Origin of the sequence: Aquiflexum gelatinilyticum (genome assembly GCF_024813435.1) — a bacterium.
GTDB lineage: Bacteria > Bacteroidota > Bacteroidia > Cytophagales > Cyclobacteriaceae > Cognataquiflexum > Cognataquiflexum gelatinilyticum.
On record NZ_JANAEZ010000001.1, the window covers coordinates 15,510 to 40,775 of the forward strand.

At 39.7% G+C, this 25,266-nt stretch carries 18 protein-coding genes and 1 tRNA gene; 3 read left to right on the forward strand and 16 right to left on the reverse strand.

The window, feature by feature from the left end:
• Positions 1-47: 47 nt before the first annotated feature.
• Positions 48-2,711: a VPS10 domain-containing protein gene (locus tag NK987_RS00070; RefSeq protein WP_259262204.1), complete on the reverse strand. Its 2,664-nt coding sequence runs from the start codon at positions 2,709-2,711 to the stop codon at positions 48-50.
• Between the two features lie 77 nt (positions 2,712-2,788).
• Here NK987_RS00070 and NK987_RS00075 point away from each other — a divergent pair, with 77 nt between their 5' ends.
• Entirely contained in the window at positions 2,789-3,673 is an 885-nt protein-coding gene (locus tag NK987_RS00075; RefSeq protein WP_258424463.1) for a sulfite exporter TauE/SafE family protein, read from the forward strand.
• An 18-nt stretch (positions 3,674-3,691) separates the two neighbouring features.
• Here the strand turns inward: NK987_RS00075 and greB are convergent, their stop codons facing one another.
• The 6 genes from greB to NK987_RS00105 form a co-directional block, all read right to left on the reverse strand.
• A complete protein-coding gene (gene greB, locus NK987_RS00080; protein WP_259262205.1) occupies positions 3,692-4,207 on the reverse strand; it encodes a transcription elongation factor GreB in 516 nt (171 codons plus the stop codon).
• Positions 4,208-4,514: 307 nt separating this feature from the next.
• On the reverse strand, positions 4,515-5,399 hold the full coding sequence (locus NK987_RS00085) for a glycoside hydrolase family 17 protein (protein WP_259262206.1): 885 nt from the start codon (positions 5,397-5,399) through the stop codon (positions 4,515-4,517).
• 2 nt (positions 5,400-5,401) lie between these two features.
• Positions 5,402-7,744, reverse strand: coding sequence for an MFS transporter (locus NK987_RS00090; RefSeq protein WP_259262207.1), 2,343 nt, complete (start codon positions 7,742-7,744; stop codon positions 5,402-5,404).
• Between the two features lie 62 nt (positions 7,745-7,806).
• The gene (locus tag NK987_RS00095) at positions 7,807-9,072 is read right to left on the reverse strand and encodes a glycosyl hydrolase family 17 protein (RefSeq protein WP_259262208.1); all 1,266 of its coding nucleotides are present in this window, start codon (positions 9,070-9,072) and stop codon (positions 7,807-7,809) included.
• Positions 9,073-9,116: 44 nt separating this feature from the next.
• Complete coding sequence (locus NK987_RS00100) at positions 9,117-10,862, reverse strand: glycoside hydrolase family 3 protein (RefSeq protein ID WP_259262209.1); 1,746 nt, start codon at positions 10,860-10,862, stop codon at positions 9,117-9,119.
• Positions 10,863-10,922: 60 nt separating this feature from the next.
• Positions 10,923-14,363: a hypothetical protein gene (locus tag NK987_RS00105; RefSeq protein WP_259262210.1), complete on the reverse strand. Its 3,441-nt coding sequence runs from the start codon at positions 14,361-14,363 to the stop codon at positions 10,923-10,925.
• A gap of 384 nt (positions 14,364-14,747) precedes the next feature.
• On the opposite strand from NK987_RS00105, the gene NK987_RS00110 reads away from it, so the two are divergent.
• A complete protein-coding gene (locus NK987_RS00110) occupies positions 14,748-16,214 on the forward strand; it encodes an SLC13 family permease (RefSeq protein WP_259262211.1) in 1,467 nt (488 codons plus the stop codon).
• A gap of 34 nt (positions 16,215-16,248) precedes the next feature.
• On the opposite strand, the gene NK987_RS00115 is transcribed toward NK987_RS00110, so the two are convergent.
• From NK987_RS00115 to NK987_RS00140, 6 genes are all read right to left on the reverse strand, one after another.
• Positions 16,249-16,737 (reverse strand): phage tail protein, encoded by a 489-nt coding sequence (locus tag NK987_RS00115; protein WP_259262212.1) that lies wholly within the window; start codon positions 16,735-16,737, stop codon positions 16,249-16,251.
• Between the two features lie 5 nt (positions 16,738-16,742).
• Positions 16,743-17,195: a phage tail protein gene (locus NK987_RS00120; RefSeq protein ID WP_259262213.1), complete on the reverse strand. Its 453-nt coding sequence runs from the start codon at positions 17,193-17,195 to the stop codon at positions 16,743-16,745.
• 79 nt (positions 17,196-17,274) lie between these two features.
• Entirely contained in the window at positions 17,275-18,822 is a 1,548-nt protein-coding gene (locus NK987_RS00125) for a phage tail sheath family protein (RefSeq protein ID WP_275982491.1), read from the reverse strand.
• Between the two features lie 127 nt (positions 18,823-18,949).
• Positions 18,950-19,022: transfer RNA gene (locus NK987_RS00130), tRNA-Thr, on the reverse strand.
• A gap of 127 nt (positions 19,023-19,149) precedes the next feature.
• Positions 19,150-21,003, reverse strand: coding sequence for a DUF349 domain-containing protein (locus tag NK987_RS00135; RefSeq protein ID WP_259262215.1), 1,854 nt, complete (start codon positions 21,001-21,003; stop codon positions 19,150-19,152).
• Positions 21,004-21,057: 54 nt separating this feature from the next.
• Positions 21,058-21,627 carry a YqgE/AlgH family protein gene (locus NK987_RS00140; RefSeq protein ID WP_259262216.1) on the reverse strand — a complete coding sequence of 190 codons (570 nt, stop codon included), beginning with the start codon at positions 21,625-21,627 and terminating at the stop codon, positions 21,058-21,060.
• Between the two features lie 90 nt (positions 21,628-21,717).
• Here NK987_RS00140 and pdxH point away from each other — a divergent pair, with 90 nt between their 5' ends.
• On the forward strand, positions 21,718-22,353 hold the full coding sequence (gene pdxH, locus NK987_RS00145; protein ID WP_258424476.1) for a pyridoxamine 5'-phosphate oxidase: 636 nt from the start codon (positions 21,718-21,720) through the stop codon (positions 22,351-22,353).
• 21 nt (positions 22,354-22,374) lie between these two features.
• Here the strand turns inward: pdxH and bshB1 are convergent, their stop codons facing one another.
• Genes bshB1 through trxB form a run of 3 tightly spaced genes read right to left on the reverse strand, consistent with a single transcriptional unit; the run spans position 22,375 to position 25,122 of the window.
• Complete coding sequence (gene bshB1, locus NK987_RS00150) at positions 22,375-23,091, reverse strand: bacillithiol biosynthesis deacetylase BshB1 (protein ID WP_259262217.1); 717 nt, start codon at positions 23,089-23,091, stop codon at positions 22,375-22,377.
• Positions 23,092-23,133: 42 nt separating this feature from the next.
• On the reverse strand, positions 23,134-24,168 hold the full coding sequence (locus NK987_RS00155) for a M23 family metallopeptidase (RefSeq protein ID WP_258424478.1): 1,035 nt from the start codon (positions 24,166-24,168) through the stop codon (positions 23,134-23,136).
• Positions 24,169-24,177: 9 nt separating this feature from the next.
• Positions 24,178-25,122: a thioredoxin-disulfide reductase gene (trxB, locus tag NK987_RS00160; protein WP_259262218.1), complete on the reverse strand. Its 945-nt coding sequence runs from the start codon at positions 25,120-25,122 to the stop codon at positions 24,178-24,180.
• Positions 25,123-25,266: the final 144 nt, after the last annotated feature.

Genomic DNA, 25,266 nt, shown 5'->3' on the forward strand with positions numbered 1-25,266 from the left:
AGTTATTTACATTTAACGGAGAAAATTGAGTTTCAAATCCCGCCTAATCAGAAATTGTCACTAACGATATAAGGTGATTTTCCATCGATTACCTCTAAATTTTGTTCCATATGATCTTCTCCCGAAGTAATAATTACTTTGTAAATTCCCGCTTTTATAAATTGATCATAGTGAATGAAATATGGGTTGCCACTTGTTTCCTTTTTCACAATCAAATCCCATCGGTATTGGTTAAAACCTTTAAAACCGGTTAGATTGGTTTTCCATATTTCCGTATTTGACTGATCAACCACTGAAATAGTAACTGGTTTTGATTGGCTTAGCCAAAAAGAAAATGTTGTTTTTTCAACAGTTCGATAATCAGGTTCACCGTGTGATGAATTAAACCAAGGTCTCGCTGTTTTACCGATTTCAAAAAAATAATCTTTGTCTTCAGGAAGGTTTTCGCTTACCATTTTCTGAATGGGAAGAAGGCTTGTTTTATAAATACCCCGTCCATGAGTACCAACCACCAAGTCCATTGTAGGTAAATATATTTCCAAGTCAGCTACGGCCGTTGCAGGCATATTGGTTCCAAGGTAGGACCAGTTATTTCCCCGGTCTATAGTTACATATACTCCACGTACAGTGCCGGCATATAAGATATTTTCATTTGAAGGATCTTCCTTGACCATATTAATTGGTTCATCGGGTAGGCCTGCGGCAATGGTTTTCCAGGTAATTCCGAAGTCATCAGAAGCATAGAGATAACTTTTCAAATCATCATAATTAATTCCGGTCATAGCCATGTAAACACGTTGCACTTTGTGATTGGAGGGGGATATGCTCCGAATGTAGTTGTTGGCGATACCCGTTGAATGCTCTTCCCAACTCTCACCATCGTTTTTTGAAACCCAAAAAGCCCCGTGATCGGTACCAGCGTAAAGCAATCCTTTTTGTAAAGGGGATTCTACGATTGCCCCGGTGGCAAATGATTTCTTCTCTTTCTTTGAAGAATTACTAAGATTTGGACTGATTACTTTCCAAGTATCACCACGGTCAGTACTTTTTAACATGAAATTTCCTCCATGGTATAGTGTTTTACTATCATAAGCAGACAAAAAGTAAGGAGTCATGTAGTTAAAGACCAGTGTATCCTTCATTTCCTTGGGAAGTGTTGGCCTTATGGAGACTGCCACGTCTTTGGATTTGTCCAACCTCATCGCATCTCCATGTTGGCGGCTGTAATAAATAATTGATTTGTCAATAGGGTCAATTTGGGTAACGCAGCCATCCCCACCATCCCATGCATCGATCCAGACATATTTCCATGGATCAGGAAATTTGGTATTCAATTCCTTTGCTGGTCCAGAAACAGTAGCATCATCCTGTGTTCCCCCATAGATGGTAAAATCTGATTGGTCAATGGTGATATCATAAAATTCACCTGTTGGAATGTTATTATAATGAATCCAAGATAATCCTTTGTCATAGCTCACATAGTATCCTCCATCATTGCCCAATGCCAAATGGTTGGGATTGGTTGGGTTTATCCATAATTCGCATTGGTCCAGATGTAAGCCTTGGGCTAAGCTTGGTGTCATGCGGGTAACCTGCCCCCCTATTAAAGAAAAAGTCTTGCCGCCATCGAGACTATGTGCAAGTCTGACTCCTAGACAAAATACTTCTTCGTCATTTTTGGGGTTGACATAAACATCGGTAAAATACCAACCTATGACGGAAAATATTTGGAAAGGTTCAGAATGGGTTTTGGTCCAGTTCAACCCACCATCGGTAGTTTTGTAAAGTTCTGCTGCATGTTCAGTTTCATTGTTCAAATTGTCTATCAGCGCGTAAGCTTTGTAAGGATTGGTTGAGGAAACGGCAAGACCTATCCGTCCTGTTTTTGGACCTGAAGGTAATCCATTGGTACATTGTGTCCATGTTGTTCCTCCATCTATGCTTTTATAAATGCCGCTGTTTTTTCCGCTTATTCCAGGATATACTTCCCATAAAGAAGAATACATGATTTGAGGATTGGTAGGGGAGATGACCACTTCATTTGCCCCGGTCATCTCGTCTTTGTAGAGTACATGTTCCCAAGTTTTTCCTCCGTTCATCGTTCTGTATAATCCTCTGTTTGGGTTTTTGGACCAAAGGTGTCCCAGAACACACACGAAAACGATATCAGGATTAGTAGGATGAATTTCAATCTCAGCGATTGACCATGAATCCTCCAGACCAATCTTGTTCCAGGTAAGACCCGCGTCGTCAGATCGGTACATGCCTGTTCCGGGCAAAGTGAAGTTTCTGGGCTTCTTTAGGTTTTCTCCGGTTCCTAGATATATGATATTGGGGTCGGAAGGTGCCAATTCAACATCACCGATCCCAAGGGAAGACCGCTCTTCAAAGACCGAATTCCAACTCAGACCATGATTGGTTGTTTTCCACAATCCACCTGACCCAAATCCCGCATACATTGTTGCTGGATTTGTGTGATCCACCTGTACAATATCAGCACGGGCAGAGTTGACGGTAGGCCCCAAGGATATCCATTCCAATTTGAAACTGGTTTCTTCCTTCATCTTTTTATAGTCTTGAAAGGAAGCTTCCAAAGGGGAGAATGGCTGCTGTGCAAAAAGCTTATTGGAAGAAAAGAAAAATAGCATAAAACAAGCCACTAGGGCTATTGCAAAAGCTGAATTTCTTTTCAAATTATTGATATATTTCATAGAAAATTTCTTTCTTGGTAATGGTATGAAGGATTCGCCCGTTAAGCAATATAATTATTTCTAAGAAACTAGACTCCATGGTGGCATTTATTTGGATTTCACTCGCCATCCTTACGGTTTGGTTTACCCTTGTATTGACGAGGGATTTTCTCAGACATAAAAAAAGGTTGGAACCTAGCAGTTGGAGAAAAACTTCCGTGATCGGATTTGTGGTCAATTTTTTTGATGTGTTGGGTATTGGTGCCTTTGCTCCTCAAACAGCGTTGTTAAAATTCACCAAACAAACCGAGGACAAGCTTATTCCCGGTACAATGAATGTTGCCAATACGCTTCCTGTATTGTTACAGGCACTGATTTTTATCACGATCATTGAAGTCGAGCCAAAAACACTTATTCTGATGCTTGTCTCGGCTGCAATCGGGGCCATCGTTGGTGCAGGAGTAATTTCAAAACTTTCCGAACGTAAAATCAGGCTGACTATGGGATTTGCTTTGCTCATTACAGCCGGTTTTATGCTTGCCCGCAACTTGGATTGGATCCAAGGAGGTGGCGAGGCTATAGGCCTTGAAGGAGGTAAACTTCTGATTGCGATCGTTGCCAACTTTTTTCTGGGTGCGTTAATGACTGCCGGTATTGGTTTGTATGCCCCTTGTATGGCTTTGGTTTTTGCGCTTGGGATGTCGCCGCAGGTGGCTTTTCCGATCATGATGGGATCATGTGCTTTTTTGATGCCGCCCGCATCCATTCGTTTTATCCGTGAAGGAGCCTATAATAGAAAAGCTGCAGTAGCCATGGCCATTCCGGGTGTGGTGGCCGTGCTGATTGCTGCATTCATTGTGAAATCGTTGCCATTGGATATTCTCAGATGGCTTGTGATTGTCGTTATTCTTTACACTTCCACAGTGATGCTGAGAGCTGGATTGGTTCAAAAGGAATTGAGTATGGATTTGGAGAAAAAGTGAATTGGAATTATTTTGAAACTACTTTTGATACTCTATTTTAAGAATTTTCCATACAAAATCACCCATTTTTGTATTCACTATCACCTCATCTCCAACAGCTTTACCAAGAAGCGATTTAGCCATGGGAGAGTCCATAGAGATATAATCCTTGTTACCTATTAACTCCTCGTAACCAACAATACGAAAACGATTTTGAAGACCTTTCTTTTCGTTTTTAATTTCTACCCAAGCACCAAAATTCACTATTCCTTCTTGGTTGGGGTGATAGTCAATAACTTTAAAGTCATCAATACACTTTCGCAAATAACGTAGGCGATTATCAATTTCTCGAAGACGTTTTTTGTTATAATGGTAATCGGCATTTTCTGAACGATCTCCCAAACTTGCGGCCCATGCAACCTTAGCGGTAACGTCTGGACGTTCAACTCGCCATAAATGATCATGTTCTTCCTTTAATTTTTGTAAACCTTCGGAAGTAATAAATTGTGAGCGATTGAGTTTTGGAAGAGTTGATTCTGGGATTTTTCGCCTCATGATAAATGATCTTACTTTGAAAATTTTCACAAGATAATATAATGATGGGATAGGTTTGTATGCTCCTTGTATGGCCTTGGTTTTACACTTGGAATGTCACCTCAGGTTGCCTTTCCGATCATGATGCGTTCATGTGCTTTTTTGATGCCGCCTGCCTCAATACGATTTATTCGTGCTGGTGCATACAATTGAAAAGCAGCCATGGCTATTGCAATTCCGGGTGTAGTGGCCGAATTGATGGCTGCATTTATAGTGAAATCTTTACCATTCCTAAAAATTACAGGGATATTTTCAATTCCAAATTTGATTAATATTTAAGCTTTTCCTCTTTATCCCAAAGCCCCCAATAGGCGCCCACATCTCCTTCAGCACCGACTTTCCATGACTCATCAAATGATGAAAAATAAAAAATTTCAATATTCTCCTCTTTAGACCACTTCTGTGTATTGATGAAATATTTGATAAAATTTTCATCAGAGGGCATGGCAGCTCCTAAGTTGGTTCCCTGACTCGGCCAACCGGTTTCACTGATGATAACAGGTTTTCCTTTGGTAGCACGTTTTGCCCTGTTATACATTTCCTTCATGTATAACAATGAATAGTCTATATGACATCCTTCCCAATAAGGATAGCAATTGGCCAGGATAATATCACAGGCTTCAGCAATTTTTGGATAATCCTCAAATTCATAATAGGCATCTACATAACCAACAGGAATCCCATTAATTGCGGATTTTACTTTTTGCATGAAGGTTAAAAGCTCGTCCTCGGTGAGGTCACCACGGTACATGACTTCATTTCCAACTGCGGCAATGTCGACATATCCTTCATTGGAGATCTTGATCAGATTTTCTATCTCCAGCTGATTGATTTTGTCATCCTTACCCAGCCATGCGCCTACTAAAGTTTTCAACCCATATTCCTTGGCGATTTTTGGAATCAGCTCATTGCCATCCGTACAGGAGAAAGAGCGAACCCAAGATGTATAGGGCCGGATGATTTCCAATCTCCTTCTTATCTGTTCCTCTGAAATGATGTCTCCGGGTTTTTGTCCTTCTGTGTAAGGGCTGAAGCCAATCCCATGCATCCCAAAATCCAGAACTTTTCTATACAATTCCTTCAAGGTTTCAAAAGAAGCACCCTCAAATGAAACACCTGCCAAGGATAATAATTTTTCAGCTTTTGAAGACATTCCTAGATGTATTTTAAGTTTTCATTTTTATCCCAAATTCCCCAACGTTGACCGACATCACCTTCATGGTGTATTTTCCATGACTCATCGAATGAGGAAAAATAGTACATGTCTACCTTCTCTTGTTGGGACCAATTGTTAGCATTAATAAAGTACTTCATTGCGTTCTCTTCAGAAGGTTCGGCGTCTTGGACTTTATCTCCCTGATTCGGCCAACCTGTTTCTGTAATGATGATTTTTTTACCATTTGCAATGCTTTTTGTAGACTCATACATTTGCTGCAAATGGGAAGATGCTTCTTCAATACTTTTTCCTTCCCAAAAAGGATAACAGTTTGCTAATAAGATATCACAGGCATCCACCAGTAAGGGATGCTTTTGGTGCTGAAAATAGGTATCGACGTAGCTGACAGGCGTATTGGGTAGGGATTCTTTCACTTCCTTGATGTAATCTATTATTTCCTGCTCCGTCAATTCATTTCGAAGTAAAACCTCATTGCCAACCACGGCGATATCCACAAATCCCTGTTGTGCCAAGCTGATCAGGTTTTTAATCTCCTGTTCATTTTTCGCTTTATCGACTCCTATCCAAGCGCCCACCATCGTCTTGAGTCCTTTTTCATGGGCTGCTTTAGGAATGTATTCATTTCCGTCTGTACATGAAAAAGAGCGAACCCATTTGACATGTTTTGAAACCAAGTCCATTCTCCTCCGAATTTGATTTTCGGATAACTGATCACCTACATTCTGACCTTCCAAATAGGGGCTAAAGCATAGGCCATGAATGCCCGAATCAAATGTTTTGGAAAAGAGTTGCTTTATTTCGGAGTTTGATTTATTTGAAAAATCAATGTCTGTATTAGAAGAAAATTCATTTTGCACTTTGGCCAATACCGCTGAATTTTCATTTTGCGAATATGGGTTTTCAAGGTTTTTTTTGGCCTCTGCCCGCTTTTTTAATTCTTCACGGATTTCGTTGGCCCTTTTTTCATCCACATCATAGTCATGCATGAGGTACATGGCTGCTATGGTTCCCAACATCGGAAGCCCCGAGAAGAAAATCCTCAGACCATCCACAGCACCTTCAGGCTGAACCGCTGCATTTCCATCAAAACCTACTACCGTCAGAATCAATCCACTCAAACCGCCTGCTATGGCAAATCCGAACTTCACCATATACCAATAAATTGCACCGAATACTCCTTCCCTTCGTTTTCCGTAATTCAATTCGTCTAAGTCGATCACATCGGCAGTCATTGACATCATCAACACAAAAAGACTCCCGATTCCAAAAGAGTGTAATGGAAGGGAAAAGATGAACATCCAAGGCTTGCCCGGCACAAAAAGAAACCACAAAGAAAGATATCCGACTAAGGCAATGCCTTGGGATACCATGAAGGCATTTTTCTTACCAATCTTTTTGGACATCCTAGCTACTACAGGAATGACAATAAAGGTAGTGACCAATGCACCGATACTTCCGAATAAGGGCGTCCAATAGCCGGCTGCCCCGGCATCGCCATTAAACAAATGCCAAACCACTATAAAAAAGACAAAGCCTGCTACTGTATTAAAAGCATTGAAGATGAAAAATGTGGAAATACACAATTTTCTAAATGGTGTTGAGGAAAAGGCTTCTTTGAAGCCTCTGATGATTTGGGAAATACTATCTCCAATTGCATTGAATGTCAGCGGTGAGAAATTTTCATTTTTGGTGGATTTACTTGGAATAAAAATGGCAGGAACCATGGCACAAACGGCAAAAATAACCCCAACCCAAATGGCAAGTTCTCGTGTAGCAGCTTCCGGGGATGGGAACCAGCTAGGGTCGTACATGATGACCCAAAACCAAGGTGCAATCACCCATGCCCACTGCCCAATCCATTGGGCTATGGCCATAATTTGGGTACGCTCATGGAAATCCTCACTCATTTCATAGCCCATGGCTACATAAGGCACACTGAAAATAGTAAGCCCGAGGTAAAAGGCAAAAGACCCAAATAGAAAATAGGTGAAGTTATAATTCACGCTGTTATCCCCATAAAGCTGCCACATTACCGAAAAGGTAATCCCCATTAAAATAGCGCCGATAAATACATATTGTCTTCGCCTTCCCCATCTGGATTTGGTATTATCTGAGACAAAGCCCATGATAGGATCTGTTACAGCATCGAATACACGCGGAAGGAAGTAAACGATTCCCCACATCCAGCCTGGGAATCCCAGGTTTTGCACTAGCACCACCATAAATATCCCTAGGGAAGCAGGAAACATTTGGTTGGCTAACATACCAACGCCGAAGGCAATTTTTTGGCCCATCGGGACTTTACTCGAGGTGGTTGACATAGTTGTTAGGGTTTATTAGTGACTTTTTGATCGAAAATAAAGTGAGTATTTACGGTAAAATTTTACTTTGCCGGTGGCACCAATACTTCCTTAAAAAGTGCTTCCATGTCTCCACCATATGTTTTTGTAATTGGGTTACCATCTCTGCCCAAACCCTCAAAAACACCTTTGTCTACCAATTCCCAAAGGGCAAATTTTGCTTCACCTTTGAGGGTGAAAAGCCCGAAATGATTTTCTGAACCGTTAGGATTTCCGGCATCTTTCCATTGCTCATTGAAAGCTTCAAAATAAAAACAGGAAATTCCTGATGTCGAAGTCCAATCACGCATGTGTTTGTAATAGAGCCCTTGCTTGTATTCGTCCGTTGCCCTAGATCCTTCTGATCCATAAAATCCATTAGATTCAGAAGCCCAACCGGTCTCACCGATATGGATCGGTTTTTCAACCCCCAGACTTTTTACATAATTGGCGACAGAATCATACTGCATTTTGGCAAAGTCTTTTGCCCTCAACATGGCTGCATCTATTTTTTCAATATCCGACTTTTGGCTTTGGTCTTCAGGAACAAACCAAAAAGCAGGATTATAATGGGTATTATGGTAAGGATAGGTGTGTAGGGAAATATAATCCACTGCTTTGACCAGTTTTGCAAGATCTTCGGTATGGTAGCTCGAGTCAGCACCTCCCCAGGATGAAAAATCATCGGAACAGGTAATCCATAATTCCTTTGGAAGTTTGCCTTCGGATTTTAAAGATTGCAGGTGGTTTACCCATTTGAGTATGACTGAAGGCTGCACAAAATAACTGGTCGCCCATCTGACCATAGCTTCATTGCCTACTGCAAGGATCTTTACAATCTCAGGGTATTGATTGGCAAGTGCTACAGCCCTTTCGATTTCTCCCTCATTTTGTTCGCTTTCCGCATCATGGTCAGGTGTTTGATCCGTCCACGCATTTTTACAATCTATCCAAGCACCCAACATCACATACATTTCAAAATCCGGGTTTTCGGTTTGAAGTTCTCGGATTGCCTTGAGCAAATTTGAAGCGTGGGGAAGTTGGACATTGTAGGTTCTCAATATTCTGATGCCCATTGCAGATAATATCTTTACGTCCTCTTTAAGTTCAGCTACGGTTGGCTGTTGCTCTCTTGATTTTTGGCGATACCCTTCATAAGATATAGCCATGTAATTGGGATTGCCTAAGATTTCTTTTGCTGTCACTTCTTTTTTGGTTAGTTGATTTGTCTCTTCTTTTGGTTTTGGGCTACAATAAAAACAGGTAGTTAATACTATACCTACCAGGATTAATTTCAATGATTTATCCATTTTATTATAAGTTGTTTATGGTTTCACCAATTTTATTTATTGACCTATTTATTGCCAGCATACTTCAATCCAAAACCGATTGGAAAAAGCAGTTGGACTTCATTATCCCAAAAATTGGGACCATACTTTCCTGCATAATCATCTTCTGATTTAGGCCATGTGTGGGGAAGTTTCCCTTTAAAATCGTGTTCACCGTAAAGGACCTCTGCTATACCATCACCCTCAGACCCCGGCAACCATGCAACTACGAAGGCATCTGAATGTGCTATTTCTGAGGTGACAACCAATGGCCTCCCTGAAATTAAGATGGTTATAACTTTTTTCCCTTTCTGAACATAATTATTAATCAGCTGCATGTGTGCTTCCGTAAGAGTCAATTGATAAGCGTTCATTTCACCACCGATATCCCCAAAAAACTCAGCGTAGGGAGTTTCGCCAACTACCACAACCGCAACATCTGCTTCATGATTTTCGCTCCCGTCCCTATCATAGGCAACTTCTACGTTTGAAATTTTCCTAAAACCTTCCAAAATGGTAGTCGTTCCTTTGTAATTTTCTTTGGTTCCTTGCCAATTAACGGTCCAACCACCTGATTGTAAGCCTGAATTGTCTGCAAACTCGCCAACTACTACTATTTTGGTATCCTTCCCAAGGGGTAAGATATTTTCTCTGTTTTTTAGTAAAACCAAAGATTCGCGCACTGCTTGCCTAGCTACTTCGCGGTGTGCTTTAATACCGATTTTTTTGGTTTGTTTATTATCCGGAAAAGGATTGTCAAATAATCCCAATCGGAATTTTTGTCGCAAAATTCTGCGAACGGCATCCTTTACTCTTTCTAAAGGAACAACTTCATTTGCAACAGCATCTTTCAGTCCGTTTTGAAATCCTTCCAAATCACCATCTACAGCCATTACCATGTCAATGCCCGCATTGATGATATCATTTTCCCCAAACCTTGAATACCCCTTCCAGTCTGAAACAACGATTCCATCAAATTTCATTTCGCCCTTTAATAGATCTGTGATCAACGCTTTATGCGCGTGCATCGAAATGCCATCCATTTTGTTAAAAGAGGCCATAACCGCACCCACTCCTTCATCAACTGCAGCCTGATAGGGGGGGAGGAGTCTTATTTTAACCTCATCAAGGGATAAGGAGGAGTTTCCTCCTTCGACACCAAAATCTGTAGAACCATCACCAATGAAGTGTTTTGCTGTTGCCAATACATTTTCACTTTTGCTGAGATCACCTTGATGTCCACGGACCGAAGCTCTAGTCAATTCCACGGTTATATCCGTCCTTTCAGAAAAAGCTTCGTAAACTCTGCCCCATTTTTCATTGTATGGAATGGCCACACATGGTGAAAAAACCCAGTTAAAACCGGTTGCCTGCGCCTCCAATGCTGTAATTTCGGCAATTTGCCTGACCAAGCCGGGATTTGCTGTAGCCCCCAAACCAATATTATGTGGAAAAATCGTGGCACCTTCAAATGTGTTCTGGCCATGAATGGCATCTACGCCAAACAGCAAAGGAATTCCCAAACGCGTTGACAAAGCCTGCTTTTGTAATTCGAAAAATTTGGCTTGCCATTCAGAAGCATGCTGCCCCGGGACCGGACCCTGAGTATGGATAACGGACCCGATGAATTTTGTCCTCACATCATCTCCTGAAATATCATCAAAATGCCTTACTTGGGTCATTTGGCCGATCATTTCATCAACCGACATCATTGCGATCAATGATTCGATTTTTTCCTCAATGATTTGAACATTTTTCAATTTTTTATCCATCAGTTTTTTCAAAAGGACAAGCAAAAAGCCAAGAACAATTCAGGGATTAGGTGTTTTCTATCAATCGAAAATATTTTTATTGAACTGGGCAATTATTTGGACAATTTCTCCGGTTCGTCCAAATACATTTTTGCTCATTTCTAGGTCAAGGCTAAGACTTTCATTTTTCGAAATGGAGCCATTTCTCATCACTACATCTAATTGGGTGATATCCCCAAGTTTATAAATGACCGGTACCTGACAATATGAAAATGCAAGTGATCCGGGTTCCAAATTCAGGTGCTGAAATTCAGAATTGACATCTACATAGCTAAAAGCTTTCGGTTCTGTAAGAAATTCGCCCTTTCTCAACATAGAAGGATAAAAACCGAGTTTACCATCTTTTACAAATACTCCAAGCTCCCCGAATCGGCTTAAAATATCCTCTTTTACTTGACCTGTCATACCGGGTTGCTGAACTCCTTTGCCCATTGGTGTATGGGAATATGGGTCGGTCGGGAAAGCGCCGTAAAGGGTAGGGGACTTGTGGATCCCGATCCCCTCGTTGATTTCATAATAATGGTTCAGGAGCTTTTTGACCAATTCCTCATTTTCATTGGATTCGATTGCTCTGAGGCAACATTCCTGCACAGCCAACAACAGCTTGGAAACCATGTGCCAATAAATCGATCCCAAGCCTTCATACCCAAAAAATGTTCCTGACCTTCCTGTAAAGGATTTATGGTTAAAAATATCCTCAAATATCTCCAAGACTTTAATTTTTTCGGACTCATTCAACCCTTTGAACCGGGTTTGATAAAGTAAATCCAATTCGTTTCGCAGGTCATTTCCATTTTTAAAACTTCCATTGAAATGGTAAGCACCTTTGACATCTCTTTCCACGATTTGGGTGTTACCTTCATCGATAAGAGTCTTTAGGATCAGTGAACTAGATATAGCTTCCTTTGGAATATTATTTTTTTCAAGGAATCCCTTTAAATTTTTATTTGGATAAAGAATGTAGCTGTTTTGATCAGGTCTGTAAAGAGCACTATTTCGCATGCCCTCCAATAATTCTAAAACCTCAGCGGACGACAAGTATCCTGAACTTAAAACCGCTACTTGTCCTTCCAACATTTCGCTCAGGTAAGAGACTGAAATCTCCTGTTGATTTTCAACCGTCATCAGGTTGTATCCATGGTAAAGGCTATCCTGTCTTTTATTGGCACGTATGGTATGTTCCAAATAGCCTAGGCTCAATCGGGTGAAATCCAGCAACTCTTTTATTGATACAACTTCCTTCTTGTTGCTAAATGAATGTGAATAGATTTGGGTCCTGTATTTACTTCCCGCCAATCCCAAGCCATCCAAAATCCTTTTCCTATCCTTGTTGGTGAATGAATGCGTCAAAATTCCTTTATTTTCCAAAAGCAAATCGGACACTTCTTTAAAAAAGGTCAACAATTCCTCAGAAATCTTGAATTCTTGGATGGATGACTTTTGAAGAAGATTTTCAAAAAATGTGAGGAACCTTCGGAGATAATACAATGTGACCATAGATAAGCCATTGCCCACCAAAGCATTGTTTGCGTCATTCCATTCAGGTCTTTGGGTGTTCATCCAAATCCCGCCCTCAGGAATAAAATTCGATATTTTTGCCAAAACTGTAGCCAAAATCTTTTCCATGAAATTGACATGGTATATCGATCCTTGCTTATCTTTTAACAAAGCGCTGTCTGCCCCTAAGGAAGTCCAGGTTTCTTTGATTTTGGTATCAAGGGCATGGTCAAAATCAATGGTATCTTTGGGATTTTTTAATATCTCCTGATATTCTTTGATTTTATACGGGACATTGGCGTATACAAAGTCATGGATGTCAAAATAAGTCTCCAGTTTTCCGGGATGATGCATTTCACTGAATTCCAAGAACTTCAACAAGTAGATGATTTGATGGTCACCCCAGTAACCAATGTAAGACCAAGGGTCATCAGGTTCTATCCTTTCCCAATCAATCCCGTTTTTTGTGACACGATAAGGATTATACCCATCAAAAGTGGAAGCATTCAAAAATTTGAAAATCATGCCATCTATGAAAAGAGGGTAGGAGTGTACCAATGCCTCCCAATTTTGAAAAATGTCCCGCCAATTTCCCTGATAATCAAGAATTTTTGAACCATCCGATTCATTGTATGTATTAATAGAAAACTGATTCCATGGTCTGCTAGGATCACCGTGCCTTCGGCTAAACTTCAGGGGCAAATACTCCAATCCCAACCTTCTGAAATCAGGATGTTCGGATTTTTTCACCAAATCCTTAAAACTGCTGAGCGTCAGTTTAGCCGGTAAGCTGTCACTGATTTTTTGCCAATAGGATAAAACCTGCATGTTGGTTTTGGAGAAATAATTTTGAAGATCAATTTTCTCCAAGACATAATTTTCATCGAATATCCCACCCCTCATGATATTAAAAAGGGAATTGGCGAAATGCCGGGTATCTTTCAAAGAATCATTTGTCATTTGTATGCCATCGGCAGCGGCATTGAGCTTGATCAGCTGCTTGGTCCCTGCTTCAATATCTGCGATTACCTTTTGACCAAACTGCTTGTCATTTTTTATGTTTTCTGCTATTTCAATGAGTTGGGATACGGAGTTATTTACATTGGCTACTATCAGCCATTCCTTTTGATTACCTGAAGAAATTGATAAATCTGCATTTAAAAAGTAAGCCCCTTTTTCAGCTTTGATATCGGTTTCTTCATGGACAGGTAGTCCTTTTCTGAAATTTTCAATTTGCAATGCAGAAAGCAGGTACTTACAGTTTTCCAATCCAAGAGACCAGGCAATATTTGCCTTTAAAGCTTCACTTGGTTCAGGTTTATCTACGATTATCACACTGAGTGCAAATATTCCCAGCCCACTTTCCTTATCCAATTCACTGCGCTTATATGCATCCACCAGGTTACTTAATGAATTTTGGACCGAACTGCCCACACCGCAGGGTACAATGTTTTGGATTCCGTCTACCAAAGAAACCTCTACCGTTTTGGTATTGTGGTTGATCAGCCTGCTTTTTTTGACAAAACCATAAAGATGGCTTGAATTCCATTGGTATTGGAATGTTAAATGCAGGTCATGATTTATCTCCTCAAAGATTATTGAATTACCAAAAGGGCTTTTATATAGATTTCTCTGTGTTTTGTATTTGCCACCATTTCTGATAGAAAAAGGTTCCCATACCAAAAATCCGTCTTCGGTTTTAACCTGAAAAATAGATTTGGATCCTGTGATATCGGCAGACTCAGTAATTTTATCATCTGTATAGTATGGAAATAAGGCAAAATCGGAATTTTTTCTTCCGGCACTAATCCCGCCATTGCTGCTAATAAAAAGCCAATGATTGGAACTGCTGACAATACTCATAAAGAATGGCCGCATTTGATCGACATTCAGGATTTGAAAGTATGTTTGGTTGTCAACTTCAACCATTCTCAATTCAGATTTTTCTTTTGAAACTGCCTGCATTTGATCTTGATTTCTTTTTTCTAATTCTTGGTTGGAATGTAATTTCCGGCTCTTTACGAAGATAATTGTATTTTATAAATTCAAAAAGATGAAATCAAGAGCAAAGGTGGTTTGTGTATTTTTGATGTATTGGTAAGGCCGAAAGAAGACTACTTTAAATCTTTCATTATTTTTTTGAAATGGAAAAAATCAAAAGGTTTCAGGATGTAGCTGTAGGAAATAATATAATGATTTAATTTGTTATATAATTTACATTATGTTAAATAAAGATTGAGGACCAACTTAAACTACTATTCCCAAGGATATTGAACAGAATCCACCTCCCCAATCATTCTGATTTGAATTCATTGATTTTTTTGGTAATTAGAAGTTTCAATTGCTGACATGAACCCGAACACTACTTCACGGATCGGTATCATTCTTGGACCGGTTTTATTTCTACTGATTTTATTTTTTGTACAACCTGAGGCAATGTCTGCTGAAGCTTTGGCAATGATGGCTGTGACAGTTTGGATTGCGACTTGGTGGATCACTGAAGCGATCCCAATTGCTGCTACAGCATTGTTGCCATTGGTACTGCTCCCGACTTTAAATGTATTGCCGATAGCTGAAACAGCTGCATCTTATTCCCATCCCATGGTCTTACTCTATATGGGCGGATTTATGATTGCAATGGCCATCGAAAAATGGAACTTGCACAAGCGGATTGCGTTGAGCATTATTTCATTTATCGGCACCGATATCCAAAAGATTATTTTAGGTTTTATGGTAGCGACTGCCTTCCTTTCCATGTGGATTTCGAATACCGCAACTTCCCTGATGATGTTGCCCATCGGCGTGGCTGTAGTGACACAGTTGACTCCTGGTGCGGCCATCAAGGAAGTCCTTCCAAACAACCTCGGGAAAGCGCTGATGTTGGGAATTGCCTACAGCGCTTCTATAGGCGGCATGGCAACTTTGATCGGCACGCCTACTAATATCATTTTGGCCGGTGTCATCAAAGATATGTACGGTTATGAAATCAGTTTTTCGCAATGGATGTTGTACGGTTTTCCGGTTGCAGTATTGCTTTTGGCCTTTTGTTGGTTTTATTTGGTGAAATATGCCTTCCCTTTTGAAAAAAACTTTAAGATTGAAGGCGGTAAAGAAGAAATTCAACGTCAATTGGCCCTATTGGGTCCAATGACAAAGGAAGAAAAGCGGGTTGCTTGGGTTTTTGGAACAGTCAGTTTTGCATGGATCAGCAGGACATTTTTGCTTCAAGATTTGATTCCTGCCTTGGATGATACGATTATTGCGATTGCCGGTGTTTTGATATTGTTTGTTCTCCCCTCTTCCAAACCGAAAACTAAACTACTAGATTGGAAAACTGCCGAAAGCATTCCTTGGGGAATCTTGTTGCTTTTTGGTGGGGGTTTGTCTTTGGCAGAAGGATTCAAATCCACCGGATTGGCTTCCTGGATCGGCAATCAGTTTGTATTCCTTGATTTTATAGCCTTTGGGTTGTTTTTGTTGGTAATCATAGCAGCAGTCAATTTCCTGACCGAGATCACTTCCAATGTCGCCACAGCTTCGATGATCCTTCCGATTTTGGCGGCTGTCTCCTACTCTATGGGCGTTCATCCTTTTGGATTGATGGTCGGGGCGACGATGGCAGCGAGCTGTGCTTTTATGCTTCCTGTTGCCACACCGCCCAATGCCGTGGTCTTTGGTTCGGGTTACCTCAGGATTCCCGATATGGTCAAAGCAGGGTTGTGGATGAATATGGTTTCGATTCTTTTAATTACCCTATTTACTTATTATCTATTGCCACTGATTTGGGGGATTGATTTGAAGGTTTTTCCTTTTTAGGGTTTTTAGAACATTCGAAAATTTGAAAAATAATCTAAAAGGTTTTAGTAAACTTTCTATATTTCAAAGTCAAGGTCTCTATCGTAAATTCATTTTTCTCAGATCCTATGGCTGCAAGTTCCCAAGAAATAGGAAATACCTGTTCAAAAGACCATACGGCCAGCGGAAAATTGGCTACACCTTCATTTGCTTCTGATTTGGAAGATACCAATCTCAAATTGATATCGAATGGCTTGAATTCAAAATTCTCAATGGCATCCCTACACCATTTTTCAAGTTCCGTACTTTTTGTTAGGCATCTCTTGAGGACTAAGTTTTCATAATTGATGGATTTTGGAAGTTGGTGGGCAAAGAAATTGTCACCCCCTTCCCTCTTCTCCGGATTTTCCACTGTTACTTTCAATCCGGATACTTCCTGGAAAATACTTTTCATCTTTTCGTTGCCTTTCCCCAAGAAAACAACTTCAAAATAAAATACATTTAGGGGAATATCACCTTGTTTAAAAAAACTTGTGGAATCCATCCTTTTTAACCGTTAGCAATAGTAAGCCCTTCGTGCGAAATCTCGATGGTTTCCACAGCCACTTCATTAGCATCAGATTTCATATCCGTTGAGCTGATTTTTGTTGGCCATGCGTTGGCTAATGTCCAGGTCATGGTTGGGTTGCCCCCTTCGTCACATAGTTTGATGACCATGTTTTGACGTTCGATGGTATTCATTTTGATCTTGGTGTACCAATCAAAGAACTTATTGTCCTTTGCAAACACGCCCTTTTTCAATGTCACATTGTTGTTTTTGACAATTCCGGGCATATTGATGGTTGAAAAAACCGGGCTATTGCCATGTCTATATTCTATCGGCTGTGCTGTAACTTCCAATCCACTAACTTCCTGAAAAGGTACGTCTGTGGTACTTCCCAAATCTACTTTGAAGTAAAACTTGGGTAAAGGCCAATTGCTGTCTTGTTTATCTCCTGCCATGATATTAGTATTTTAAGGTTTTGATTAAATTTTTAAATTTCGCTTTGAAGAAAAATTGATAATATCAACTTTTCAAAAATTAAGATTTCTGCATTTGTTGTTGGAAAGTGACCACGATGAATTCTGCCGGTCTGACAATGGCCAATTTGACTGAAACCAGCATTTTGCCTTGAAGAATATCCAAACCTGTCATCGTAGCACCCAAGCCGATTTGAACATCAAAAGCATCCTCAGGCGAAGCTCCTGCCAATGCACCCTGCTTCCACTTTTCTGTCAAGAAACTGACAATCATACTCTTGACAGCGGTCCAGGTATTGGCATCATTAGGTTCAAAGACGTAAGAACGAAGTGCCAGCTTGATCGATTGCTCGTGCATGATGATGGTTCTTCTGACATTGATATATCGCCAGTCGAGGCTGTTACCATCTAGGGTCCTTGCACCCCAAACCAAAGTCCCTACACCCGTAAAAGTTCTGATGGCATTGATTGATTTTCCTGAAACATGTACATTTAAGTTCTCCTGCCCTTCATGGGATATCTCCACAGCAGGCTTAATCACGGCATTCAGGGAAACATTTGCCGGCGATTTCCACACTCCTCTGTTATTGTCCACCATCGTATATACACCTGCCAAAGCAGCTGCAGCTGGCAATAAATTCATCATGCTTCTTATTTCTTCCAAAATAGAGGCATAGTTTGGACTTGTTGCTATCAAGCCCAAGTGTAAGTGGTCTTTTCTCTGATTGACAAAGTCATTGAGAAAAACCTCAGGTATTTGTGAAATATTGGGAAATTCCTTTTGAAAGGCAATTCTAAATTCAGCTTCATTCTTTGGAAATTCCATTATCAATTTTTTTGCATTTGGCTCAGGAAGAATTGATTCCAAATCTATTTCAGGATCAAGGTTTCTAAAACTCACTTCACCTTTTTGGACCAATGTGGTATGAAGCCAAGGATAATAAGCGGCAGCATAACTCAAAAAATCCGTACCTATATTCTCTCTGAAAAAATCTATCGGATCGTCTCCTTCTCCTCTACTTCTATACCCATCATAAAGGTCAAAAATCCCGATTCTGTTTTGCATTTCCCCACAATGTATCAAGACTTGCTTGTAGACCTCATAGCATTCCTTTCCCAATAAAACCGCCTCCGGTATAACTACCAGAGTAACTTCCTGTTCCTTTTCCAATGAGCGCAAACCCTTTCCCAAAAGTTGATCTTTACGGATTTTTAGAGAGCCTGTGACCTCATATGTACCAACTGAGACTATATAGCAAGTTCCTCCCCCATTGGCATAAAACAGCCTGATGCTGTTATAAAAAAGTAAATGGTTGTCCTCCGCATATTTTATAGCAAATTCAGTATCTCCAATATTAATTTTACTTCTATCTCCATCTTGTGGCGTTTCAAGTTTGAATAATGGATTAAAAGCACCACCAAATAATTCTACATATTCCGCAAAGGAAGTAATCCTTATGGGGATATTTAAAAGCGATTTACCGTTGCGGGAGGCCTTTTCGGTATACCCGATAAATGCGGGTATGGCTGTGGCGACTTCTACAACAGAACCGGGGAAGACGTTTTTTTCTTCAATGTAAATTCCCGGAGTTTTAAGATTTTGAGGCAACACAGATTTGAAATTGGATGGTTGAAAAAAAATTTGGTTGATTTTTTACCAGTATTCAATATATCAAATATCTACAAAAAATGAAATAGGCCAAAATGAAAAAAGGGTAGCTATTGCTACCCTTTTGAGCCCCCTGCCGGGATCGAACCAGCGACCTACTGATTACAAGTCAGTTGCTCTACCAGCTGAGCTAAGGAGGCCTTTTATTTAACTTTTCAAGACCGTTGTCTCAAATCGTGGTGCAAATATAGATTTATCATGGAATCGAGCAAAAAGAATTTCAAAAAAAATAAGGAGACAATTGTTATCTCCTTATTTATGAGTGTATTAAAATTCTTTGAGTATGGTCAGTTTTTTCTTTAGCTTCTCGATTTCACTCTCTGCCTTTTGAATTTTCTCATCAAATTGGTTTTTGAGCTTGTCGGCAGTCTTGGATGACGCAAAAAATTGAATGTTATTTTTCCACAAAGTCACATTATTTTCCAAATCTGTGATTTGTTTTCTGATCCCATGCTCTTTTTTGTTGAGGACACGGTTACTGTTAGGGTCAGACTGAAGTTTGTTCAAATTCAACCTGAAAAGAAAATCGTCTTTTTCCCCACCTGCAAAACCAAGATTTTTGACATATTCATCGACTGCCTCATTGAATTTGCTGAGAATTTCCTTCATGTTTTTTCTTGGGACAAATCCTAAAGAATTAAACTTCGAAATATACCCTTCTAGTGAACTTTCAGAAACAGAATTGCTCTTGGCCTCTTCTTTTATTTTTTTGATAAGTTCTTCCTTTGCAGAAAGATTTTGCTCAAACTCTTTATTTACTTGCTTGTTTGAGTTTCTTCGGTTCTCAAAGAAGGCATCGCAAGCTAATTTGAATCTTTGATAAAGTTCGTCCCTAACTTTTTCAGGTGTAGGTCCTATTTGTTTCCATTCCTGTTGAAGCGAGATCATCTGATTAGCAGTTTGCTGCCAATCTGTATTTTCCTTTAAGGATTCAGCTTTGGCTATAAGCTCTTCCGCTTTGATTTTATTTTTATGACGGATTTCGTCAAGTTCTTTGAAGAAGTGATTTTTGTTTTGGAAGAAATGTTTGAAAAGACCCCAAAACTGTTTGTTGATCTCTTTTCCATTTTCTCTTGGAACAGGACCAATAGCTTCCCAATCCTTTTGAAGGGCTAAAATTTCTTTCGTTTTACTATTCCATTCTTTGATTTTGGTTCCTTTATATTCAGAATCAGCCTCAAGTTTTTTAATCAGGGCCTCTTTCTTTTGAAGGTTTTCTTTCAAGCTTTCTTTTTGCCCGTCATAAAACTCTTTTCGTCTTGAATATACTGCATCCGAAGCCGTTTTGAATCTGTTCCAAAGGTTTTCCTGTTCTTCACGCGGAACAGGCCCCATGTGCTTGAATTCTTCATGAAGATCATTTAGGATTCTTATAGCATCCTTAAGGTCTTCCATGTCAACCAAAGCTTCCGCTTTTTCACATATTTCAAGTTTTTGCTCAAGATTTTTCTTCCTGTCAAGTTCTTTTAACTCAAAGTAGATACTTCTATTGTCATAAAACCTATCCATCAAGGCATTAAAGGAGGCCCAAAGGTTTCTATTCTGTGCCGCAGGAACAGATCCTATTTTCTTCCATTCTTCTTGTATATGCTTGATGGTATTTATACTGTGGGTAGTCTCTTCGCCATCTACAAGTTCTCTGAGTCTGTCAAGAATCGCATTCTTTGCCAAAAGGTTTTTTTCCTTATTTTTCTCCTGTTCTCTAAGAAATTCAGATTTTTTTTCTCTGAATTCATTTAATCCAGCAAATAGAGAACGGTCTTCTTCTGAAGGTCTATACTCAAAATCATCAGGAGAACCACCATTAGAAGTAAATTCTTCTAAGGCAGAATCTTTTTCCTTGTGAAAAATCTCTTCAAAATGTGATTTGATTTCTGCTATCTGACTGTCTATCTTTAGATATCTGCCTGTTTCTAAAAGCTGTTTTAAAGCAGTTAAAAGTTGGGATTTGGAGAAATTTGAGTAATCGACAGATTCTGAAATTTCCTCTTCAGAATCATGGTCTGTTGTTTCAGTCTCTGAAACTTTATCATCGATAATTACACTACCCTGAACTTCTTGAATTACTTCATTGGTTTGGGTCACCTTGTCTTCTTCAGACACTTCTTTTTCATTGCTCATAATAAAACTGATACTTTTTTGCAGGACGTCTAAAACAAAAGTAATAAAATTGGATCAATTTAGCCTCGGATCAATAGGATAATTTGCCAATAGTTGAAATTCCCCTCCCATGTTTTTTAAGATATTTCTCCATAATTCTACAGGTGAATTATTGAAAATATTCTCGGGTTCAATTTTTTCACAAATGATCCATGTTTTATCCTCTAATTCCTCATCAAGCTGTCCTTCAGTCCACCCTGAATACCCAATAAAAAACCGGATATTGCCATCGTTTAACTCCCCATTTTTGAGTTTTTGAGTCAATGCTTCAAAGTCTCCTCCCCACCACAAACCTTCTCCAAGTTGGATACTGCCGGTAAGGGCTTCTTCTCCTGAGTAAACAAAATGAAGGGTATTCTGTTCGACGGGCCCTCCCACGTAAACATCAAGGTCTAAAAAAAACAAATCTTCAACAAGCTCACTGATTTTTAATATCGAAAGCTTATTCAATACAAGTCCAAAAGACCCCTTCTCATTATTTTCACAAATAAGAATGACAGATCTTACAAAATTCTCATCCTGTAAAAATGGCTCAGATATCAATAGCTGACCGGCGGAAGGCGTTTTTTTTAAACTTTGGCTCATAAAAAATGTCTTTGATAATTTTCTTAAGTTATATCTAAATTTTATAAATGCAATAAGTCTGGTAATTTTAGAATAAAATTTAAAAACCCTATGAAACTGGCAGATATCCGTATTGACTATACATTAAAATCCCTCGATGAAAAAGATGTAAAACCGTCCCCTATAGATCAATTTAAAATCTGGGTTGAGGAAGCGCATCAATCCAAAGTTCATGAGTGGAATGCAATGAACCTTTCAACAGTAAGACCTGATGGAAAGCCAAATTCAAGAATCGTTCTCTTGAAAGAGGTGGATACAGGTTTGGTTTTTTTTACCAACTATAATAGTGCCAAAGGAAAGGAACTCGAAAACAATCCATTTGCAGCGATTACTTTTTTTTGGCCGGTTTTGGAAAGGCAGGTCAGATTTATCGGGGAAGTAGAAAAAATCAAAATAGAGGAATCTGATGCCTATTTCTTTTCAAGGCCTTTCGCCAGTCAGATTGGAGCATTGGCATCTCCTCAAAGTCAGGTAATACCTAACCGTGCATTTCTGGAGGAAAAAGAAGCTGCGCTTCTGAAGAAAACCGATGAAAATACAATCAAAAGACCAGAGCATTGGGGAGGTTATAGGCTGGTTCCTGAGGAAGTGGAATTTTGGCAAGGTAGGTCAAGCAGGCTTCATGACAGGATCCACTATCAAAGAGAAGGTGAAGCCTCGTGGAAAATCGAAAGACTTGCTCCTTAAATTCAACAAAGAATCACGGATTTATTTTAGGTCAAATAAATCTGTGATTCCCAAAGTTCTTTCAACTGTGAAGCCTTCTCCGTATTTGACCATTATACTGTGACCAAACTCCCTAGAACGGGCCTCTACAAAGTCTAAAAATTCGGCAGATGAAATAAAACTTTGAGGTTCCTTGTTATTTGGATCATAAAACTGGGACCTGAAAGCTTTGATACTTTCTATTTTTATACCCCAAAAATCAGTAATATCCACGACGAAATCGGGCTTTATGTAATTGTTTTGGATGTAATGATAGACATATTTTGGTCGCCAAGGAGCTTGATCGATCCCATCAAAATGGGTCTCAATTTTCCTTAACCCACTCATAAAACAAGCATTGGAAGCCACAGCACCACCTTTCCCATGATCCGGATGCCTGTCCGTTACGGCATTTGCCAATACTATCTCGGGCTTATATTTTCTTATTATTTTTACTATTTCAAGTCTGTGGCTATCATCGTCTCTGTAAAAAATATCTTTAAACCCAAGGTTTTCTCTTATTGAAACACCTAAAATTTTAGAAGCCTCCTCAGATTCCTGCATCCGGATTTCAGGAGTACCCCTTGTCCCCATTTCTCCTTTGGTAAGGTCTAAAATTCCAACCTTATACCCTTTGGCAACCTGTGCGGCAATAGTACCCGAGCAAGCCAATTCAGCATCATCGGGATGTGCTGCAATAACAAGGATATCCAATTTCATAACTTCAGAATTTAATTGTATTGTAGGCAAAATACCAAATGATTATTTCACTCTTAATCTTCTGCCAACCTTAAGAATGGTATTTGTTGAAATTCCGTTCAATCTTGTGAGGGTGCTTACCCTTACCCCATATCTTCGGGCTATGGAACTCAATGTCTCCCCGCTCCTCACCCGATGATAAATCGCTTCCTGCGTTTTGATTACATGATCAAAACTTGAGGAAGTAACATCATAATATTGGCCTTTGATACTTCCGATATTAAAATCAAATACTTCTGTAGGATTGATAGAAAGTCCTTGGAACCTGATCTCAAAATGCAAATGGGGGCCGGTACTTCTTCCCGTATTTCCACCTAAGCCGATTAATTCACCTGCTTTTACTTCCTGACCAACTTCTACCCTAAACTTAGATAAGTGGCCATAAAGTGTCTCAAGCCCATTTTTATGCCTGACTACCACATAGTATCCATACCCGTTTCTATCATAAGACCTAATTCTGACTATCCCGTCAAATGCACTATAAACAGGGTCGCCCACATTCAACTTCAGGTCTGTACCATGATGCCACCTATATCTCCTAAATCCAAACTCTGATGTAATTCGGGTCTCATCCAAAGGCATTTTCCAATCAGTCCCAAAAAATGGATCGAATAACTTAATTTGGACTGTATCCTTAAATTCCTTTGGGTTAAAATCGTATATATTAATTTTCTTGCTGTCCCAAGAGGAATAATATTCAAAAGCAGTCACCCAGATGCTGTCAATCAAAACCTGTTCAGAAACCTGAACCAATTGGTTTGTCGGAGCCCAATCAAGCGAAATTGTATCCTCGGCTACGATACTCAGCCTTTTCTTTAATTCCACATAATCTTTGAAAAGAAGAGAATCCGTGGTTTTGGTAATATCCTGTAGGTATTTATCAGGATCAAAAAGTCTTAAATCTCTTAATAAAGGATTGGATTTGGGCTGATCGATAGACTTTTTCTTAATGATCTTTGGAAAAATTTGGGCATGGGATTGAATAGATCCCATGCCCAAAAGTAAAGCTATCAATATCCAAAGACCTTTTATTTTCATTTTTCCAAATTAAGCAGATTCTTTAGCCGCTAGGTATCTCTCTGCATCTAAAGCCGCCATGCAACCGGTTCCTGCGGCAGTTACCGCCTGTCTATAAATATGATCTTGGGCATCGCCACAGGCAAAAACACCTTCCTTATTGGTCCATGTACTTCCCGGGATTGTCTTGATATATCCGTTCTCATCCATATCAATAACATTTCTAAAAATATCTGTATTGGGATGGTGACCAATTGCCACAAAAAAACCAGATACTTTAAGTTCTTTGGTTTCTTTGGTTAGGTTGTTAAATATTCTTACTCCGGTGACTTCTTCTTCACCTAGGATTTCATCCGTTTCGGTATTCCAAAGTACTTCGATTTTAGGATTATTTAATACCCTTCTCTGCATTATCAGCGATGCCCTCATTTCACTTTTTCGGACAATCATGTAGACCTTGTTACAAATATTTGCCAGATATGAAGCCTCCTCACAAGCGGTATCACCCGCTCCTACTATTGCAACATCCTGACCTCTAAAAAAGAACCCGTCACAAACCGCACAGGCTGAAACCCCTCTCCCATTCAATCTTGTTTCACTTTCTAAACCAAGCCATTTTGCAGAGGCGCCAGTAGAAATAATCACTGTATCCGCATGAATTTCGGACTGGTTATCGACAATAACTTTATGCGGAATGGTATCGAAGTCTACTGAAGTCACTACTCCATACCTAACTTTAGTCCCAAATCTTTCAGCTTGTTTTCTAAAATCCTCCATCATCTCAGGTCCCTGAATCCCTTCAGGATACCCGGGGTAATTTTCTACGTCTGTGGTGATAGTCAGTTGGCCACCGGGTTGTCCCCCCGTGTATAGTATTGGATTCAATCCGGCTCTTGATGCATAGATTGCCGCAGTGTATCCTGCGGGTCCCGAACCAATTATCAAGACTTTGATTCTTTCAATTTCGGAAGTCATTTGGTTGAAATTTTGAAGTTGGCAAATTTTGTTAAAATACCCTTCACAACAAAGTTAATGGGTGTTAAAATTCCCTAATTGTGGTCTATGCCATGAAGTTCAGTGAGTTAAATTTTCCGAACCCTTCATTGTGGTAAATAAACA

Bases quoted from the DNA above. Each gene is read 5' to 3' on its own strand.
- NK987_RS00070 (WP_259262204.1), bottom strand. From the start codon at position 2,711: ATGAAATATATCAATAATTTGAAAAGAAATTCAGCTTTTGCAATAGCC.
- NK987_RS00075 (WP_258424463.1), top strand. From the start codon at position 2,789: ATGGTGGCATTTATTTGGATTTCACTCGCCATCCTTACGGTTTGGTTT.
- greB (WP_259262205.1), bottom strand. From the start codon at position 4,207: ATGAGGCGAAAAATCCCAGAATCAACTCTTCCAAAACTCAATCGCTCA.
- NK987_RS00085 (WP_259262206.1), bottom strand. From the start codon at position 5,399: ATGTCTTCAAAAGCTGAAAAATTATTATCCTTGGCAGGTGTTTCATTT.
- NK987_RS00090 (WP_259262207.1), bottom strand. From the start codon at position 7,744: ATGTCAACCACCTCGAGTAAAGTCCCGATGGGCCAAAAAATTGCCTTC.
- NK987_RS00095 (WP_259262208.1), bottom strand. From the start codon at position 9,072: ATGGATAAATCATTGAAATTAATCCTGGTAGGTATAGTATTAACTACC.
- NK987_RS00100 (WP_259262209.1), bottom strand. From the start codon at position 10,862: ATGGATAAAAAATTGAAAAATGTTCAAATCATTGAGGAAAAAATCGAA.
- NK987_RS00105 (WP_259262210.1), bottom strand. From the start codon at position 14,363: ATGCAGGCAGTTTCAAAAGAAAAATCTGAATTGAGAATGGTTGAAGTT.
- NK987_RS00110 (WP_259262211.1), top strand. From the start codon at position 14,748: ATGAACCCGAACACTACTTCACGGATCGGTATCATTCTTGGACCGGTT.
- NK987_RS00115 (WP_259262212.1), bottom strand. From the start codon at position 16,737: ATGGATTCCACAAGTTTTTTTAAACAAGGTGATATTCCCCTAAATGTA.
- NK987_RS00120 (WP_259262213.1), bottom strand. From the start codon at position 17,195: ATGGCAGGAGATAAACAAGACAGCAATTGGCCTTTACCCAAGTTTTAC.
- NK987_RS00135 (WP_259262215.1), bottom strand. From the start codon at position 21,003: ATGAGCAATGAAAAAGAAGTGTCTGAAGAAGACAAGGTGACCCAAACC.
- NK987_RS00140 (WP_259262216.1), bottom strand. From the start codon at position 21,627: ATGAGCCAAAGTTTAAAAAAAACGCCTTCCGCCGGTCAGCTATTGATA.
- pdxH (WP_258424476.1), top strand. From the start codon at position 21,718: ATGAAACTGGCAGATATCCGTATTGACTATACATTAAAATCCCTCGAT.
- bshB1 (WP_259262217.1), bottom strand. From the start codon at position 23,091: ATGAAATTGGATATCCTTGTTATTGCAGCACATCCCGATGATGCTGAA.
- NK987_RS00155 (WP_258424478.1), bottom strand. From the start codon at position 24,168: ATGAAAATAAAAGGTCTTTGGATATTGATAGCTTTACTTTTGGGCATG.
- trxB (WP_259262218.1), bottom strand. From the start codon at position 25,122: ATGACTTCCGAAATTGAAAGAATCAAAGTCTTGATAATTGGTTCGGGA.